Here is a 17832-nt window from a genome sequence, read left to right as displayed (position 1 = left end):
GAATTCCACGGCCGGGACAGCCTTTTTTGGAGACAGGAGAACCAGCATACTTTATGCTGTATTCTCAATAAACCATTGGCCCAGTTCCTTGACCGGCATTGGCCGGCCGTAGTAGAAGCCTTGCATTACACGGCACCCGAGAGACTGCAGCAGCTCAATCTGCTCGGTAGTTTCTACCCCTTCGGCCACAACCTCCATATTGAGATTGCTGGCAATGGCGATAATATTGCTGATGATCGCTTTCTTGGAATGCATTTTGCTCTTGCGGATGAAGACCTGATCAATCTTCAGCGTATTGACCGGAATTTCATCAAGATTACCCAGGGAAGAGAACCCGGTTCCGAAATCATCAAGCGAGACTCTCACTCCAAGATTCCGCAGCTTGGAGAGCTGGGCAACCGTTTCCTCCATATTGTTCATTGCAATCGATTCGGTAATCTCAAGTTCCAGGAAATGCGGCTCAAGCCCGGAGCGGCTCAGTGCCTCTTCCACTACTTCATACAGGCTGCCGCCTTCAAACATCCGCGCCGACATATTGATTGAGACGGCCACAGTCGCAACATTGGCCTCATGCCACAGCATATTCTGGGCGCATACATCATGCAGCATCCAGTAAGTGATCGGCACGATCAGGCCCGTCTCCTCAGCAATCGGAATGAACTCTGCAGGAGAGATGACACCGTGCTCCGGATGCTTCCAGCGCAGCAGCGCTTCAAGGCCTACCGTAACGTTCATCAGTGAATCCCATTTGGGCTGATAGACAACCATGAACTCGGAACGGGCAAGCGCCTTGCGCAGATCCTTCTCCAGTGACATCCGCCGTACCTGATGGCGGTTCATCTCCAGATCGAAGATGCTGAATTTATTCTTGCCAGAGTCCTTCGAGGTATAGAGGGCCGTGTCCGCAGCCTTCATTAAGGCTGAGCGGTCCGTCCCATGCGCCGGGGTCATGCTGATTCCGACACTGGCTGTTACATACAGCTCATTGCCTTCAATGCTGTAAGCCTTCTTAAGCTCCTGCAAAATATACTGCGCCTCTTCCTCAGCTGCTGCCACCGTACACTCCGGCAGGGCAATCAGAAACTCGTCGCCGCCCAGCCGGAAGACTCTGCCTTTTGTACCAACACAGCCGGTGAGCCGCTCCGAAACCTCCCGGAGCAGCAGGTCGCCAATATCATGCCCGAGCGTATCATTAATCGATTTAAAGCGGTCCAGATCGACAAAAAACACCGCTCCCGAACTGCCGCCGAAGAAATCATTCTTGAAATAGCGCTCCAGCCCATGCCGGTTGGGCAGCTCAGTAAGCGGATCATGATAAGCCATACGTTCCAGGACATGCCTGTCGAGAAAAACAGCCCCGCCGGATATAGCCAGCATAAACAGGGTAACCAGCGAAATGCCCGTCAGCAGAATAACATCCGTATCCACGAGCAGCGGTCTTGTAGCCATCCAGCTGTCATACTGCAGGCTGCTTGTTCTCAGGCTCGTATAATGCATGCCGGTGACCGCTGCCGCAATAAACAGCGCCGAGTATAGCTTCCAGCGGCTAAAGCCCGTGTAGTCCTTGAACCTGCGGAACAGCAGCACACCAATATAAGAAGCCAGCAGTGCAATCAGTACGGACAATGCCTGGTCCATAATCTCATAATGAACCTTGGCCTCCATCTCCATGGATAACATTCCGACGTAGTGCATCAGTGAAATCCCGCTGCCCAGGACGCCGCCGGCGGCAAGGAAACGCCACATTCTCTGCGGGGAGGCCGTTGCGATTCTAAGCGCCGCATAGCAGGACGCCATGCTAATCAGCAGAGACAGCACTGCAGTACCGGGACGGTAACTGACTTCAAACGGCAGATGACCGGCCATAATACCTACAAAATGCATGGCCCAGATTCCGCTTCCCAGCACGCTGGCACCGGAGAGCAGCCAGAGTCGCCTGACCCGGCCAACAGAATGGGAAACCTGCGAAATCAGATTAAGCGCCGAATAGGCGGCAGTCGCCGTAAGCGCGAAGGATAGTAAAACAATCCAGAAATTATAGTGGATTCCCATTTGATCCATAGTTGACCTCTTCACCAGTTTTATTATCATCGTCGTTTCAGTGTTTATCTCAAGTAAAAAATCATTATACGAGTATTAGATAAATGGAAGAGTGCATAAAGATTATAGGCTATCCCTGAAATATAACTTTAGCTGTATTTTACCTTGAATTTGGTAGGCTGTCTAAGTAAATACTGGAACTTAGACCCTTTTTTCGGTGTGTGCAAAAAATGTCCATATTTGCCGTCAGCCCTTGGCACGGAAGGCTGGAATCTGCCCGCTGCGTGAACCTTCAGACTGGAAGGCACGGCGCCAAATCCAGCCGTTCACAGCTACCAGAATTACCATATAGATGTATATTCCGAACGGAAATAAGGTGAAGACATAATGCACACCGGTCATGCCGGCCAGAATGAACAGCTGGACGAAAGAGCTCATGGTGAATCCCTTGCGCTGTGCCGCTTCATACTTCTCCGAGAACGGCAAGGCCTTAGGAAACATGAGGAAGCACAGAACCGCATGCACCAGCAAAGCGAGCAGGACTGCCACCAGATCGGCCGCAATCCTTGTTCCGAATAAGAGGGTGAACACAACTGCCTCTACGGCAAAGAGCGGCAGAAGCAGCCTGAGCAACGCCGCCTTCAGCATGCCCCGGTAGACCATTGCCGTCCCCGGCAGCGGAATCGCCTTATAAATCCAGGCACCCTTATAGCTGGCCGAGTACCGCAGCATCTGGATGACTGTCATCATCAGCAGAGCGCTGTAATAGATGAACAGGTATGACTTGGAACCCTGAATGGCCGCCAGATCGCCGCTCCATACCTGATTGAAGATGAAGATGAAGGGCAGCACCAGGGCGATACCCAGGCTCGGATAGACGCGCAGCTTGAATTCCCGCTCATTCTTCATCATCGACCAGGTGAAGCGGAAGAACATCGCCTCATCCTTATTCCGGCAGGCCGCCTCAGACAGCAGACGGGCAATCCGGCCGCTGTCCCTGCCTGCCGCCCCTTGCTCGGCCAGCTTCTGCAGGCTGCGTTCAAACACCGGCATCAGCAGAATGTAAGCTGTAAACATTACAACCGGAACTACGAGGACAAGCACACTTAAGGTGACCAGGTGCCCTCCCGCCGAACCGCCGATGAGCAGCTCAAACGGAGCACCGAACCAGACAGGAGGCACCAGGAAATGCCACCAGGCCGGATGGAAGACAGCGCCCAGCTCAGAAATATTGAACAGGCGCGATACTAATTGGGCACCTACAGTAACTGCAACGGACAGAATAATCTGTACATAGTTGATGATGTCCTTAAGCTTTTCCCCGTCGAAGAATTTCAGAATCAGCAGATAGACCATTGCCGTAAAGACAAGAATGAAGCCGCCCATCAGGATGATCTCTGCAGCATAGAGCAGGAAAAAGGCCACCCCATGCCGGAATAACGATACCAGCAGCGAGGGTCCGGTGAAGGTCAGGGTTACCGTGAGCAGGTAGATCAGAATATGTATACTCTTGGCCATCCCCAGCGTCCGCCGGTCCACCGGCTTAGAGGACAGGATGTTCTTATCCCGCAGATCCAGCATGACTGAGGAGAAATCCGAGATCAGCGTCGTTGTGATCATGAACATGACGACACTGAACAGCATACTCATCATCAGGTGATAATTGCCACTCGGTGCCACCAGCACGATCAGCATCAGTCCCAGCAGTAAATAGAACCATTGCACCCGCAGCGGCGAGCCGTCCGTATTCAGCTTCTGATCCTGGGTCCCGGAGAAAAGTGTCGGTGTCCGTCTGCCGTCCATGGTCAGCTTAACCTGAAGAATACTGCGCATTACAGGATAATCGATGCCCAGCGCCTTAAATATCCACTGCAGCCGGTCAAGCAGCTTCAGCACCAGGAAATCACGCATCCGCTGCCCCCTCTCCAATCACAGCGACGAACTCACCGGCAATATCCCGGTACTTGTCAAATCCGGTCAGCTGGTTGAATATCTCCTCAAGCGAGCCCTCCCGGCTCTGCTCCTGCAACTCTGCGAAGCTGCCATCGGCAACAATATCGCCTCCGTTCAGCAGGATGATCCGGCTGCTGATCTTCTCCACAACGTCCATAATATGCGAGGAGTAAAAGATAGTTTTGCCCCTGGCTGCGAGCGTGGCGAAGATCTCCTTCACTACCATCACACTATTGGCATCCAGCCCGCTGAGCGGCTCATCCAGGAACAGAATATCCGGATCATGCAGCATGCTTGAGATCAGCAGCACCTTCTGCTTCATCCCTTTGGAATACGACGCAATCCGCATATCATAGGCTTTCGCCAGATTCAGCAGGCCCATCAGCCGCTCGGCCTTGGCATCAGCGTCCTGCTTCTTCAGCCCGTACAGCTCTCCGATGAAGGTCAGATACTCCCTCGCCGTCAGGCTGTCGTACAGCTCGGCTACCTCCGGCACGTATCCGATTCTTTTTTTGTAGGCTGTGTCGCCGTCTGAGATATCCCTGCCAAAAATACGCACAGTCCCGTTATAGCCTTCTACGAGCCCCAGCATAATTTTCACTGTAGTGCTTTTGCCTGCACCATTAGGTCCGATATAGCCGATGATCTGCCCGCGGTACACCTCCAGATCAATTCCCCGCAGAACCATCCGGTCTGAGTAATTCATCCATAAGCCTTCAATTGAAATGACAGGCTCTTCTGCAATACTGCCCATTAACCTCTCCTCCTCCGGATCTCTGTGGCGCTCTCCAAATTCTGGATTTTATTAGCTCCTATTCTAGCAAATTTTAACACCGGATACGTATGAAATATTGCAACAAATATATAGTATTGAGGAAAAACATCAAAAAAAAGCAGCCCGGAGGCTGCTCGAATAATGTTATCCTGTTCCGTCACATCCGCTGTTATAGCAGCAGCACTATTCGGACAACAGGTTATAAATGACCTGCGCCGCCTCCGCCCGCGTGGAGAACTCCAGCGGATGAATCCGGCCGTTGTCCCCCTCGATGACTCCGCGTTCCACAAGAGCCTGCAGGGCTTCCCCGGCATAGCCCGCTACCTGCGGCGCATCGCTGTAATCGGATAGCTTCTGGGCTGTTGTGCTGCCTGGAAGCTCACCCAGCACACTCAGTGCACGGTACAGCAGCGTGAACAGCTCCTGCCGCGTAATCCGGTTATCCGGCTTGAACTGGTTGTCACCGGAACCGGTGGCAATGTTCAGCTTCTTGGCGGCGGCCAGATATCCGCTGTAATAAGCAGATCCCGCATCCGTAAAGTTGTCTGCCCCGCCAGCCTCAGGTGAGATTCCATAGGCTTTAAGCAGGAGGACAATGAACTGTCCTCTGGTGACCTGGGTATTCGGGCTGTAGCTGCTGCCGTCCGTACCTGAGGTAATCCCTCTGGCTGCGAGGAAGCTTACAGCGTTATTGTACCAGGCGGCAGAGGTTACGTCGGTAAACTCTACCTTGTTATAGCCGATAATATACTGTGAGAAATGCGGTGTTACAAAATTCACGCCACCCGCAGCTGCACTGTAGCCGCCGCGTATCGTCTCCAGGCTGCCGGATTCCGTAATATAGTAGACTATCAGGGAATTGGACTCTTCGCCCGCTGCCAGGGTATATGGCACGCTGATGCTGGCTTTTCCGCCGCCGAAGGTTGTGACCCGGCTGTCACCTGCGGTTACCGCAAGATCGTAGACCGGCCGGTCCCCGAGCACAGCCTTCCCGTCTGCGTTCAAGGCAACTTTGGCAATCCGGATATGAATATCACCGCTATCCGCTGCTCCGCTGATACTGGCTACTGACCGGGCATCCAGAGTAATGCTGCCCACATTCAGATAGTTTACTTTAAGGTCAGCCTTGGTTCCCGAGGCGAGTGCATTAAACGCGCTTCTCGGCAGCCTCAGCTCAGCCGTCTGCGTATCAGCCTTCGTCTCCACCTTAATCTCAAGTACTGCCTTTTTCCCTCCAGCTTCGGCTTGTTTGCCGCTCTCGGCCAGTTTGGCCAGCGCATCAGCTGTCACGGCTGCCGTAGTCACACCTGTAGATTCATCCGTAGATGCCGCCGCAGTTACCGACACGGTCACCGTTGCCCCGGCAGTTGTTGTCACCGGTTCGCTGCCGCCTCCGGCAGACGGGGCAGCCGATGCCGCAGGCGTGCTTCCTGAAGACGACGGAACATCGCCGGAAGGCGCTGTATACGCCGGCACTACCACACTGGCTGCGGCACCAGCCTTATAACCTTCCTTGGCTGAGTATCTTACATGATAGGTTCCCGGAGCCAGGCCGGTAATCTCCTTGTCCGGTGCATACACATAGCTTGTAGCCGTTGCCGGCTTATATTCCTGCGCTGTGGTCGTTCCTGTAATCCGCCCGTTGTTGTTCTCGGACGAGGTTGGGGCAATTCCGGCCAGGCCTGTTGGAGCCGCCTGCTCTGCAGTAAATGCCGGCACTACCACATTGGTTATCCGCCCGGCATTGAAGCCTTCTTTGGCGGCGAATCTTACCTCATAGGTTCCGGGTATGAGGCCGGTAATCTCAATGTCTGTTGCATAGACATATTCCGTGACGGTGGACAGCTTGAATTCCAGGGCCGGAGTAGTCCCCGTAATCCGTCCGTCCTTATTCTCCGGAGTAGTAGGTGCGATGCCGGCAAGTCCGGTTGGAGCCGCCTGTTCCCCGTAAGCAGGAACCTCTATTTCCGTTACCGGGCTGACGCTGTAGCCTTCCTTAGCCGGGTAGCGTACTTGATATATGCCTGGAATCAGTCCGGTAATAATTGGACCGGTAACTGGCTGATACGTTGTATCCTGTGCCAGCTTATACTCCTGTCCTGCTGAGGCACCTGTAATCTGCCCGTCAAGGTTGGCCTCCGTTGTAGGCGCAATCCCCTGCAGCCCGGATGGTGCCGGCTGGGACCGGGTATATTCAGGAACCACTACATTTACTGATTCACCAGCAGCATACGCAATTGCTGCTGCCCCGCCGGTCGCAGTAATCGGGCCCTGATATCCCGGCTTGGACACATAACGTACACTATAGGTTCCCGGAGCCAGGCCGGTTATTGCCTCTCCTGTTGCAGCCGTATATGCGTTATCTGTCAGAGCTTTATACTCTAACGTTTTGTTTCCCGTGCCGGTAATCTGCCCGTCAGTGCCCTCTGCTGAAGTCGGAGCCACACCGGACAGCCCTGACGGTACACTCTCCAGTCTGGAGTAGATCGCGTTCAGTGCGGTTACAGCGTTGGTATATCTGACGCCAACCGGATACACATTCGGGTATCTGGTATCCACGAAATCAGGCTGGATATTGGTCCAGGAATACATCAGCTCTACATGTCCCAGAATCGGGGCACTGTTGCCGCTGGCATCCTTATTGCTCTTGTTATAAGTGAAGAAATAAGGAACCTGCAATCTGTCACCTGTAACCTTGACACCGCTCCCATCCGTGTAGCTGATCACATTAGGCTTTGCGGCTGTGTTATTTTCTGTCTTGATATTGGTCAGGTAAGTCTTTACCAGATCCACATACAGCTTGGTATACAGATGATCGTTCGAACGGATCTGCAGCTCTTCGGTGCCGTGCGGATTGGCAGGGTAAACACCGCCGCTGTTATTCTTCGGCTCGGCTACATTCACACCGGAGTCCAGCTTGGTATCGAAGAAGTAGATTTTGTCTACATTATTTTTCTTGGCATACTCATTGATGTATTTAATTATGGCTTGCGTATTCGGGCACCAGGACCCGCCGAACAGGATGGCATAGCTGCCTTCACTGGCAAGAATCTGCTTCAGCTGATGGTAGGTTACATGCTCATAGACAAGACTTTCATCGCCTTCTGTAAAGATCGCCGGTTTTCCCGGATTCTCCCCCAGGTAGTTCGTATTAAAGGCCGCTTTGATATACTCCGACTCGTTAATCGTGCTGAAAGCAGGCACTGAGCTGAATACCGGCTCCAGTAAAGCCTTGTATTCGGCTACCTTGACCGGATCAAGCGATCCGCCGGTCTGGAAGTCGCTCCAGGCTCTGCTCTCGTTCAGATAGGCCACGACAGGAGCACTGTTGCCTGCACTGTCCTTGTGGTCCTTATTGTAGACGAACAGGAACGGAGCTTCGATCTTGTTCGCGCTAACCGTCTCTCCGGCTTTATTAACATAGCTGACGTTATGTGCCGGATCATTTTTGTCATACAGCGCAAGATTCTTTAAGTACTTATTGACCAGATCCACGTATTTGTAAGCATACTTATTATTGCTGTCGGCAATGTTCAGCTCTGCACCGTCCAGCCTGGTGTCAAAGTTGTAGATGGTGGAGACGCCGTATTTCTTGGCCACCTCATTGATAAAGCCGATGTCAGCCTGTGTATCCTCGCTCCATGCCCCGCCCACCAGAACAGCGTAATTTCCTTCGCTCTCAAAGAGATGGACGATATCCTCGTAGGTCGCAGTTTTGAACACATGATTCTCATCCTGCAGATTCCCGTAGACATTGTTGAAATAGTTATAATGGCTGACGCCGCCTGATGCAGCTGTATTCACGAAGGCTTCCGTTTCCGGCACCGCAGCTTCCGCTTTGGCGCCATGAACGGGCAGGATTACCAGGGAAGCTGCCAGAAATAGCGATAACAGTTTTTTTAGCTTGTTCGGTTTTGTCATTATGTGCACCTCGGTTTAGATTGGTTTATGGGTTCATACGGCTGCAGAGCTTCAGAGTCAGGCCGGCACTTAAGGGCATACCTCTTCCTCGGCTGCAGGCGCCGGGGCAGGGGCTGCTTCAGCTGCCGCCGGCTCTGGAGCACTTACGGACTGCTGGGGTGCAGTGCTGGCCGTGCTCGTCTGTGCCGCAGGTGCAGGTGCAGCGGTAGCTTTTGCTTTGACAACCTCAGTTGTCGAGAAAGTAACGGATCTCGCCGGAGCCTGGGTCGCGGCAGGTGCTGCAGTAGGCTCCGGAGCTGCTGCCTTCGCTGCGGGAGCAGCCGTGGCCGCTGCAGCCGGCTTGACTGCCGGTGCACTGCTCACTTGCACTGCGGCGGGAGCCTGGGTTGCCTGCGGCTTCACAGCAGCGGCCGCGGCCGGCTGCACAGCAGGCGCTGCGCTGGCCTCCGGACGGGCGGCTGCCGTCTTCACGGCGGCGGCACTCTTAGGCTCGGCTGCAGTAGCCGCTGCCGGAGCTGCGGCTGCCGCCGGAGCCTCAGCGACAGCCGGGGTCGCTGTAGCCTGGGCGGCCGGCTGCACTCCAGCGGCAGCGGCCGGAGAGGCAGCCGCTTCGGTAGCCTCCGGAGCTGCTGCTTCGGCGGCGGCTGTCTCTGCCGGAGCGGCTGCCGCCGGCTCAGCCGTTTGCGCCGGGGCAGCCGGGGCGGTTTGCGGCTCACTTGCAGCTGCGGCTGCAACAGCGGTATTTACCTGAAGCGGATTAGCCTCAGCAGTTTTCTTGTTAGCGGACACCGCAGCAAAAGTCAATGCGGAGAAGACTGCTGCTGCTGCAATTACGGATACAGTAAGCTTTTTCATATTGGGTACCCTTCCTTTCGTTCGTCTGTAGTTTTGTTCATCATATAAAGGCCTAACGGAACACATGGTCCGCGCCCCGCTTTACATCCCTTGGTCCAGTCCATTCAGCTTGCCATGAGCTGCTCCCGCAGCGCAGTCATCCGTCCCCCCCTCCGGCAGAATATAAAAAAAGAGACTCAACAGGCGCATAAATATGCGTTCCTGCTGAATCTCTGGCGGTCCAGTCGATTCGTATTTGGCCTAGCGGATTAAGTTCCATATTATTCATGCTGACACCATCTGTCAATTAAAATTTTATTTTTCTTATCAGTTTTATCGGGATTAAAATATTTAACATATTTATACATTGACTTTCATAAAATTTGCCTATACATTTGATCTCATTATTCATATCAAAAAACTAGGCTTAGGAGGTCCTCAACCGCAATGAACACTATCGACAACAACTTATTGTCAGCCATTGAGACGAACTGGTACGGCTTCGTAGTATCCATCTTCGTATTTGCCATTCTGAATTTCCTGGCACGCAAACGGGTCGGCTTCGGTACCAGAGTGCTTATAGGACTTGGAATCGGTCTGCTCGCCGGTATATTTTTTCAATACTTCGAATTCGAAACGAATGCCATTACTACCTTCGGCAGCATTTATGTCAGCCTGATCCGTATGCTCGTCGTGCCGCTGGTATTCATCCTGGTACTGAACAGCATCTCCTCCCTCAGCAACCTTGAATACCTGCGCAAGATCGGCTTCAAGACCTTCGCCTGGTTCCTCGGGACAACTGGAATCGCTTCAGTCATCGGACTGTCGATAGCCCTGCTGTTCAATCCCGGCAAGGGCATCCAGCAGGCTGTACCGGAAGGCTTCACTGCCCGCGAAATCCCTACATTCTCCCAGGTCATCCTTGACCTCGTTCCGTCCAATCCCGTCAACGAGGCCGCTACAGGCAAGGTCGTGCCGCTGCTTATATTCGCTATTTTCCTCGCGGTGGCGATTATTAAGATCGGCTCCAAGAAACCGGAGGCAGTCAAGCCCGTACGCGATCTGATTGAATCGCTGACCCAGGTGCTGCATCAGGTGGTCAAGTTCGTGATCCGGCTGACGCCTTACGGCGTATTTGCACTGATTGCCGGAATTACGGCCCGCTACGGCTGGGAGACGCTTCAGGAGCTCGGCAGCGTTATTGTCACTTCCTACGTCGCTTTGATTCTGCATTTCGTTCTGGTCTTTGGCGGGCTGGTGCTGCTTGTGGTCAAAGTGAATCCGCTCCGCTTCTTCAAAAAGGTGTATCCGACACTCACCGTCGCCTTCACAACCCGAAGCAGCTATGCCACCCTTCCGGTGAACCTGGAGGTCATTACTAAACGCCTGCATGTCTCTCCGCGGATCGCCAGCTTTGTTGCTCCGCTCGGCGCTTCGGTCAACTTCAACGGCTGCGGCGGTGTATGGCCTGCCATCGTGGCTGTATTTACAGCACAAGTCTATGGAATCCAGCTTACAGGTACCGACTATGTCACTCTCGTGCTGGTCAGCATTATCTCGTCCATCGGGGTAGCGGGCGTGCCCGGGCCGGCTGTCATCTCAACCACCGTTGTGCTGACCGCACTCGGTCTGCCGCTTGAGGGTATTGCGATTGTAGCCGGGGTCGAGGCGCTTATTGATATGGGCCGCACTGCTGTTAATGCTACAGGAACAGCCGTCACCGCTCTGCTGGTTGCCAATTCAGAGGGTGAGTTTGACCGTGAAGCTTTCAACCGCAAGGACGATGAGGATGAAATTCTCCTGAATGCTGTATAAGCCGGAAACCGGAAGCTCAGCATCTATATGTAAAAGCAAAACGGATACTGCCCTGGGGCGGTATCCGTTTTGCAGTGGGGCAGAAAATTCAGACCAGGCTGATTCTTTCACGTTTGCGTGCTGATTCCAGGCAGGTCTCAATCAATTTCATATTGAGTACCGGGTCCTCTTCGGCAATCCAGCGTTTGCCGCTGAAGACAGCCGCCGCGAAATGATCCGCCTGCTGGACATAAGGGTTCGCGCCGACAGGCTTCACACACCGGCTCTCTCCTCCGGTATACACAATGAATTCAGCATCATCGAATCTGGCATTGAACGGCATCGGAATCTCAATCCGTCCCAGTGTGCCGAGCACCTCCAGCAGCTGGCGGTTATATGCCCACATGCCGCAGTCGAAGATCAGATTGCGGTCTCCCGGGAACTCCACCAGCCCGGAAGCCATCATGTCCACGTTATCATGCTCCGGTGAGAACAGTGCCTGCACAGTTACCGCCTCCGGCTCTGTACCGAACAGTAGCCGCGCGGCTGTAAGCGGGTAGCAGCCGACATCATACAACGAGCCTCCGCCCCAGGCCGACTTGAAGCGGATATTCGAGGTGTCGGTGGCATCATTATAAGTAAAGGTTCCACGGATGGAACGCAGCGCACCAATCTCTCCGCTTGCAATAATATCCCTGAGCTCTACAATCCTTGGATGATGGCGGTACATATAAGCTTCCGCAAGATGAACCCCCGCCGTCCGGCAGGCGGCTACCATCTGCGCCGCTTCGCTGCTGTTCAGCGCAATCGGCTTCTCACACAGGATATGCTTGCCTGCTTCAGCCGCCCGAATCACCCATTCACAGTGCAGATGGTTCGGCAGCGGAATATAGACTGCATCCACATCCGGGTCAGCAAGCAGCTCTTCATAGCTGCCGTATGCCTGCGCAATACCGAACTCAGCCGCTACGGCCCTGCTTTTCTCCAGCTCACGGCTGGCGATTGCCTGAATCATTCCGGTCTCTGACTCCTGAATCGCCGGCATTACCGAGCCCGTGGCAATCTGTGCACAGCTCATAATTCCCCAGCGAAGTTTCTGTGTCATCGTTATACACCTTCCTTCCTTACTGTCACCATATCACAGAATTCAGCAGATCTCTACGAGGGCCAAATGCTGCTCCAGATCACGGCGATCCCCAGCACGGCAATCCGCGCCGCACTCATCAGCACGAAATTCCGGACAGATAAAATAAAGGTCGTGCCCTTATGCTGCTCCTGATGGAACCGGGCAATGTTACGGCGCAGCGGAACCAGTGTCAGCAGCAGCAGGAGTACCAGCACCGGATGTACTCCCAGCAGAATCAGCACGATCAAATCTGCAAAGGAAACATAATACAGCAGCTTGAACAGCAGCAGCGCATTCTTGCGCCCGATATACACCGGCAGCGTATATCTGCGGTTCTCCACATCTTCTTCAATATCGCAAATATTGTTGGCCAGCATAATCCCGGCAATGCCGAGAATCGCCGGCACGGAGAACCAGAATAAATACAGGACCTCAAGATAATTAATCCGCAGGCTGATCCAGTCTCCCTGGAAGAGCAGCGTCACCACCGTCTGATCCGAGTGAATGTAAGCGGAGATAAAGATAATAACGAAGCCCATGAACAGGCCGGAGAACAGCTCACCGAGCGGCATCCGCGAGATCGGAATCGGTCCGAAGGAATACAGGATACCGATCAGGAAGGACAGTCCGCCCAGCAGAAAGACAATCAGTCCGGTCTCTGCGACCAGGGCAATACCGCCACCTACCGCAAGCACCAGCAGGACGGATATCGTCGCCACCACCGTGCTCTCCTTCAGCTTGTAATGAACGATGGCGTTATGGGTTTCATAGCCGTAGCCGTGGGTTTTGGCCGCTTTTTTGAAATCATAATAGTTGTTGATCGCCGTTGTTGCCATATCGAAGCTCAGCAGCGAGACGAACATCAGCACAAAGCGCAGAATATAGAAGTCCTCGAACCGGTACAGGGCATACAGCGTTCCCAGCAGCAGCGGCAGGATACTGGCCACCTTGGTCGGCAGCTCGACAAACCTCAAGAATGTTTTTAGATTCACAGCCATTCGTCCTTATCAGTCATATGGATACTCTTTGCTATACAGAGGTTGTAATGGTTACCGGAGACCATTCGGCGATGACCGTCTGTCCGTGTGCGGAGACGCTGCCTTCAGGGGTCAGGTCCTTCTCTGTCATAATGCCCAGAGCTACCGTGAAGCTGTTGAACTTAACCGGCACATTCTGCTCCCGGCGCACTTCCCGGCCATTCACATAGAAGACAGCCTCATTATTGCCCCGGTGGTAGGTAATCTTGTAGGTGTTGAATTCGCGCGGCTTGAAGTCTGTATCCTCCGTGAAAATACAGAAGTATTTCGTTCCGCCGGTCTCGGGAACCGTTACCCCGGGAAACGGAAGGATCCCGTATACGCTGGCATACATGTCATTTCCGGCGAAGAAATCGAGCGCAGCGCCCGTCGTGAAATCAAGCAGATTCAGCGAAACGTAGCCGTCATACAGATCACCCGGTGCTGTTCCCTGCGTACGGGCTCGGATCTGCAGCTCAAAGCTGATCTCCCCTTCCGCCGGCACTTCTACCGGCTGCGCCGAATAATACATGTGCTTCGCGTTGTCCAGAATCTGGACATGATCATTCCGGCGGCTCAGCTGCGCCCGTACATACAGATAACCGCCGCGCACAATCACTACCGCCTCGGGCTCGCGGTATGCCCAGAACGAGCCGTCAGGCAGCTTGAAGCCGCCGGTTTGCCATACCTTGCCTTCATTCAGAATCGTGTGGAAGTCTCCGAGAACCGTTTGTTTGACCGGTGCAGCTTGTGCAGCCTGTACAGCTTCAGCCTCCGGCAGAGCTTTATTCTTATCCATCGTTATCCCGCCTTCTGTAATGTAGTTGATTAGCAATATTTAGAGCAGCCCCTGGAGCAGCAGAGCGGCAGCCATAATGACACCACAGCGCACGGAAGCCTGCTGCGAGGCACCCATCAGCGGCAGATAGGCCGCTGAATCATTCTGCGGCTGCAGCCGGCGGTAGACCTGCAGCGGTGAAATCACCGTCAGCAGGGCAAGCAGGGCATACACAGGTAATACACCAAGCAGAACACAGACAATCAGCGAAGCGTAAGAGATATAGAGCAGTACACGGGAGAAGACGAGCGCCTTGCGTTCGCCCCATACGACCACAAGCGAGCGTTTCCCCGCCTGCTGGTCTGCTCTCCAGTGCAGGAAATGATGATTGAACAGCAGCAGCGTTGTCAGCAGCCCGACCGGCAGGGACAATAGCACAGGCTTCAGGCTGAACCCGCCGGTCTGAACGAAATAAGCCCCCAGTACAGGCATCAGCCCGAATGCAAGGAAGATGGCAAGCTCACTGTAGCCCTTGCCGCGGTAGCCGAAGCGCAGCGGCGGAGCGACATAAAAGTATGCAATCAGTGCACCGCCCGCTACGAACCAGAGAATCTCCCAGCCGCTGTAGAGGCTGAGAATGGCCCCGCACAGGACCGCGATGACAAGCAGTCCCCAGGTCAGCAGGGCAAACACCGACTCCCGCATGATGCCTCCCGACAGAAAACCGGAGTTCGTAGAGATAACTCCAGGTGTATTATGTGCCTCTGTATCGGTTCCATTACGGAAATCCCATAAATCATTCACCATATTGGAGAATAAATGCGCTGCAGCCGCTCCGACAAAGGTTATAACAAATAAAAACGGATGGAATTCCCCCGCCCATACATAGGCCCCGGCAGTTCCCAGGACAACAGGTATGAGCATAACCGGAATAACTCCAAACCGTGAGGCTTTCTTGAAAATCTTCCATTTTTCGATCATGCCACTGCTTAACTCCTTCGATTATTATTTGATAATGATTATCATTAAACTATTATACATCAAATTTCGACACTTTGGGGAGATTTACGCTGCAAAATATTCCCTAATCATGGTACACTACTATAGATGGTACTTATTTCCTATTCAGTCTAAAAATATTAAAGGGGAACATCATGAAACTCCGCAAAAAAATTATCATATTTATTGGTGCCGTTGCCGTGCTGGGAATCGGCGCTACATACCTTTTGCTTCATATAATTCTGCTGAACCGTTTTGATAATCTGGATAAGGAGCAGCTGCAGCGTAACCTGAACAGGGCCGTAGAATCCTACAATAAGCAGCTGCAGGAGATGCGGACGGGGCTGCTCAATTATTCGCTCCGTGACGAGACCTACCGGTTCATCGAGTCCGGCACAGGTTCAGCTGCCGCAGATTCCGGCGCCGCCGCCTTCATCCGCAGCAGCTTCACCCCCGCCACTTATGAGATCAACCGTTTTGATATGATTGCCCTGCTGGATCTGAACGGCAACGCCCTTTACGGCGGCAGCTACGATTCTTCATTAGGAAGCGTTACCCCATCGACACAGGAACAGCTGTCTCTCTTCAGGCTGATACACAGCCGTCTGCCTGCCCTGAAGGATGCCAGGGACAGCAGGAGCGGAATTGTGAATCTCGATAAGGGGCCTATGCTGATTACGCTCACCCCCATAGTCAACCGCAGCAAAGACAAACCGGTCATTGGCCTGGCCGTTGCCGGACGGATGCTGCACCAGGATGAGATTACACAAATCTGGGATGATTCGTTCTCCAGTATCCGGATCTCCCGTATCACCCAGCCGCTTCTGGCCGAGAGCAACGGCCAGCGTGTCTGGAGCGGTCCGGCCACGGGCAGCCTGATGTCGGCTCATACGCTGGTGGACGACCTGTTCGGTGATCCGGGAATCATCATCTCCCTGAAGGAACCGCGCCAGATGTATAACTATACCCAGAAGTCCCTTGGCATCTACCGGCTGCTCTATTCTGCCGCTATGCTGCTGGTGCTTGCAGCAAGCCTTCTCTTCGTCAACCGCTTCATTCTGCGCCGGATGTCCTCACTCGTAAGCAATATCCGCGACATCGGCAGCAGCAAGGATCTCTCCATCCGGATTGCAAGCTCCGGCAGGGATGAATTCAGCGAAGTGGAGATTGAGTTCAACCGGATGCTTGATTCGCTGGAGCAGGTTCAGAATGAGCTGCTGAAGCAGTCGATGCTGGACCCGCTGACCCAGCTCCCTAACCGTTCGCTCTTTTTTGCGGAGCTGAATGATGCCATTGCCTCGGTTCAGGGGCTGGGCCGGCAGCTGGTGCTTGTATTCATTGACCTGGATCATTTCAAGACGGTGAACGACACGCTGGGCCATGATTTCGGCGATGCCATCCTGAAGGAGACAGCCTTCCGGCTCACACAGGTGGTCGGGCGGAAGGATATCGTCTCCCGGCTTGGCGGGGACGAGTTCACCATTCTGCTCTCCGATGTTCCTGATACCGCCAGTACTAACGCACAGCTGGCGCGGATTCAGGAAGCCCTCTCTATGCCGCACCGCATCAAGGGGCATCTTCTATACAATACAGCCAGCATCGGCATCAGCATTTATCCGCAGAATGGTGAAGATGCCGATGATCTGGTCAAGCAGGCTGATCTGGCTATGTTCCATGTCAAGGAGACCGGCCGTAACAATGTTTACCGCTATTCCGAGGAGCTTGAGGCAGGCATCCGGCGCAAAAAAGTGCTGTCCCAGCTGCTGCTGTCCGCAGCGGCCGCAGGCGAGTTCGAGGTGCATTACCAGCCGATCCTCGGCGCGCAGAATCTGCAGGTATCCAAGGTAGAGGCGCTGCTGCGCTGGAACAGCGGCTCGTACGGGCATGTCTCACCGGCCGAGTTCATTCCGCTGGCGGAGAGCAGCGGCTCCATTATCGGCATCGGCGGCTGGGTGCTGCGCCAGGTCTGCTCCGATATGCGTGAATTCCGCCGCCGCGGACTGCAGCTTACCGCCGCTGTCAATATTTCCGCCCTGCAGCTGATGCAGCCCGGGCTACTGGAGCTGCTGCTCGAGCTGCTCCAGGAATTCGAGCTGCCCGCCTCCAGCCTGGAGCTGGAGATTACCGAGAGCGTACTGGTCTCCGGCGACAGCATCTTCCGCTCACTGCAGCAGCTCAGATGCCACGGCTTCCGCATCTCGCTGGATGATTTCGGCACCGGCTTCTCCTCCTTAAGCTATCTCCGCCGCTTCCCCGTTGATATAATCAAGATCGACCGTTCCTTCGTATCGGAGCTGTCACCTGCGCCGCAGGCTGATGTGCTGGTCAAAGCGATTATTGAGCTTAGCCACAACCTCGGACTCCGGGTAGTTTCCGAGGGAATTGAGCAGGAGGAGCAGCTTGATATGCTGCGGGCCATGGGCAGTGACGAGCTGCAGGGATACTATATCAGCAGGCCGCTCCAGACCGCGGCGCTGTATTCTTTTTTGGCGCAGGAAAATTACTTTCACAAGTCAAAATAAGCACTTCTTTTATAGGCAAGTTACGGGCAATATGATATGATAGGCAAGCTGATAACAGCACCCGCTCCGGGTGC

The 17832-nt window shown here is 54.0% G+C and carries 11 protein-coding genes; 2 read left to right on the top strand and 9 right to left on the bottom strand.

The genetic code is table 11. The annotated features are described in order from the left end of the window. Nucleotides 1–51 precede the first annotated feature (51 nt). From LOS79_RS26745 to LOS79_RS26725, 5 genes are all read right to left on the bottom strand, one after another. A complete protein-coding gene (locus LOS79_RS26745; protein WP_315413670.1) occupies nt 52–2061 on the bottom strand; it encodes a putative bifunctional diguanylate cyclase/phosphodiesterase in 2010 nt (669 codons plus the stop codon). 225 nt (nt 2062–2286) lie between these two features. Further along, complete coding sequence (locus tag LOS79_RS26740) at nt 2287–3951, bottom strand: hypothetical protein (RefSeq protein ID WP_315413669.1); 1665 nt, start codon at nt 3949–3951, stop codon at nt 2287–2289. Then, a complete protein-coding gene (locus tag LOS79_RS26735; RefSeq protein ID WP_315413667.1) occupies nt 3944–4747 on the bottom strand; it encodes an ABC transporter ATP-binding protein in 804 nt (267 codons plus the stop codon). Before LOS79_RS26735 ends, LOS79_RS26740 begins: the two co-directional genes overlap by 8 nt. Before the next feature lie 204 nt (nt 4748–4951). Further along, entirely contained in the window at nt 4952–8689 is a 3738-nt protein-coding gene (locus tag LOS79_RS26730; protein WP_315413665.1) for an S-layer homology domain-containing protein, read from the bottom strand. A 69-nt stretch (nt 8690–8758) separates the two neighbouring features. After that, entirely contained in the window at nt 8759–9544 is a 786-nt protein-coding gene (locus LOS79_RS26725) for a hypothetical protein (protein ID WP_315413664.1), read from the bottom strand. 426 nt (nt 9545–9970) lie between these two features. On the opposite strand from LOS79_RS26725, the gene LOS79_RS26720 reads away from it, so the two are divergent. Beyond that, nucleotides 9971–11338, top strand: coding sequence for a dicarboxylate/amino acid:cation symporter (locus LOS79_RS26720; protein WP_315413663.1), 1368 nt, complete (start codon nt 9971–9973; stop codon nt 11336–11338). Between the two features lie 88 nt (nt 11339–11426). On the opposite strand, the gene LOS79_RS26715 is transcribed toward LOS79_RS26720, so the two are convergent. The 4 genes from LOS79_RS26715 to LOS79_RS26700 are packed head-to-tail and all read right to left on the bottom strand — an operon-like array spanning nt 11427 to nt 15218. Next, a complete protein-coding gene (locus LOS79_RS26715; RefSeq protein ID WP_315413661.1) occupies nt 11427–12422 on the bottom strand; it encodes a Gfo/Idh/MocA family protein in 996 nt (331 codons plus the stop codon). 53 nt (nt 12423–12475) lie between these two features. Further along, complete coding sequence (locus LOS79_RS26710) at nt 12476–13435, bottom strand: 1,4-dihydroxy-2-naphthoate polyprenyltransferase (protein ID WP_315413659.1); 960 nt, start codon at nt 13433–13435, stop codon at nt 12476–12478. 37 nt (nt 13436–13472) lie between these two features. Beyond that, nucleotides 13473–14258 carry a DUF6081 family protein gene (locus LOS79_RS26705; RefSeq protein WP_315413658.1) on the bottom strand — a complete coding sequence of 262 codons (786 nt, stop codon included), beginning with the start codon at nt 14256–14258 and terminating at the stop codon, nt 13473–13475. 39 nt (nt 14259–14297) lie between these two features. After that, nucleotides 14298–15218, bottom strand: a complete 921-nt coding sequence (locus tag LOS79_RS26700) for a prenyltransferase (RefSeq protein ID WP_315413657.1) — start codon at nt 15216–15218, stop codon at nt 14298–14300. Nucleotides 15219–15391: 173 nt separating this feature from the next. Here LOS79_RS26700 and LOS79_RS26695 point away from each other — a divergent pair, with 173 nt between their 5' ends. Continuing rightward, nucleotides 15392–17758, top strand: coding sequence for a bifunctional diguanylate cyclase/phosphodiesterase (locus LOS79_RS26695; RefSeq protein ID WP_315413656.1), 2367 nt, complete (start codon nt 15392–15394; stop codon nt 17756–17758). The last annotated feature ends 74 nt before the right edge of the window (nt 17759–17832 follow it).

The organism is Paenibacillus sp. MMS20-IR301, assembly GCF_032302195.1.
Lineage (GTDB): Bacteria > Bacillota > Bacilli > Paenibacillales > Paenibacillaceae > Paenibacillus_AQ.
This window is presented reverse-complemented; position numbering and strand designations above follow the sequence as displayed.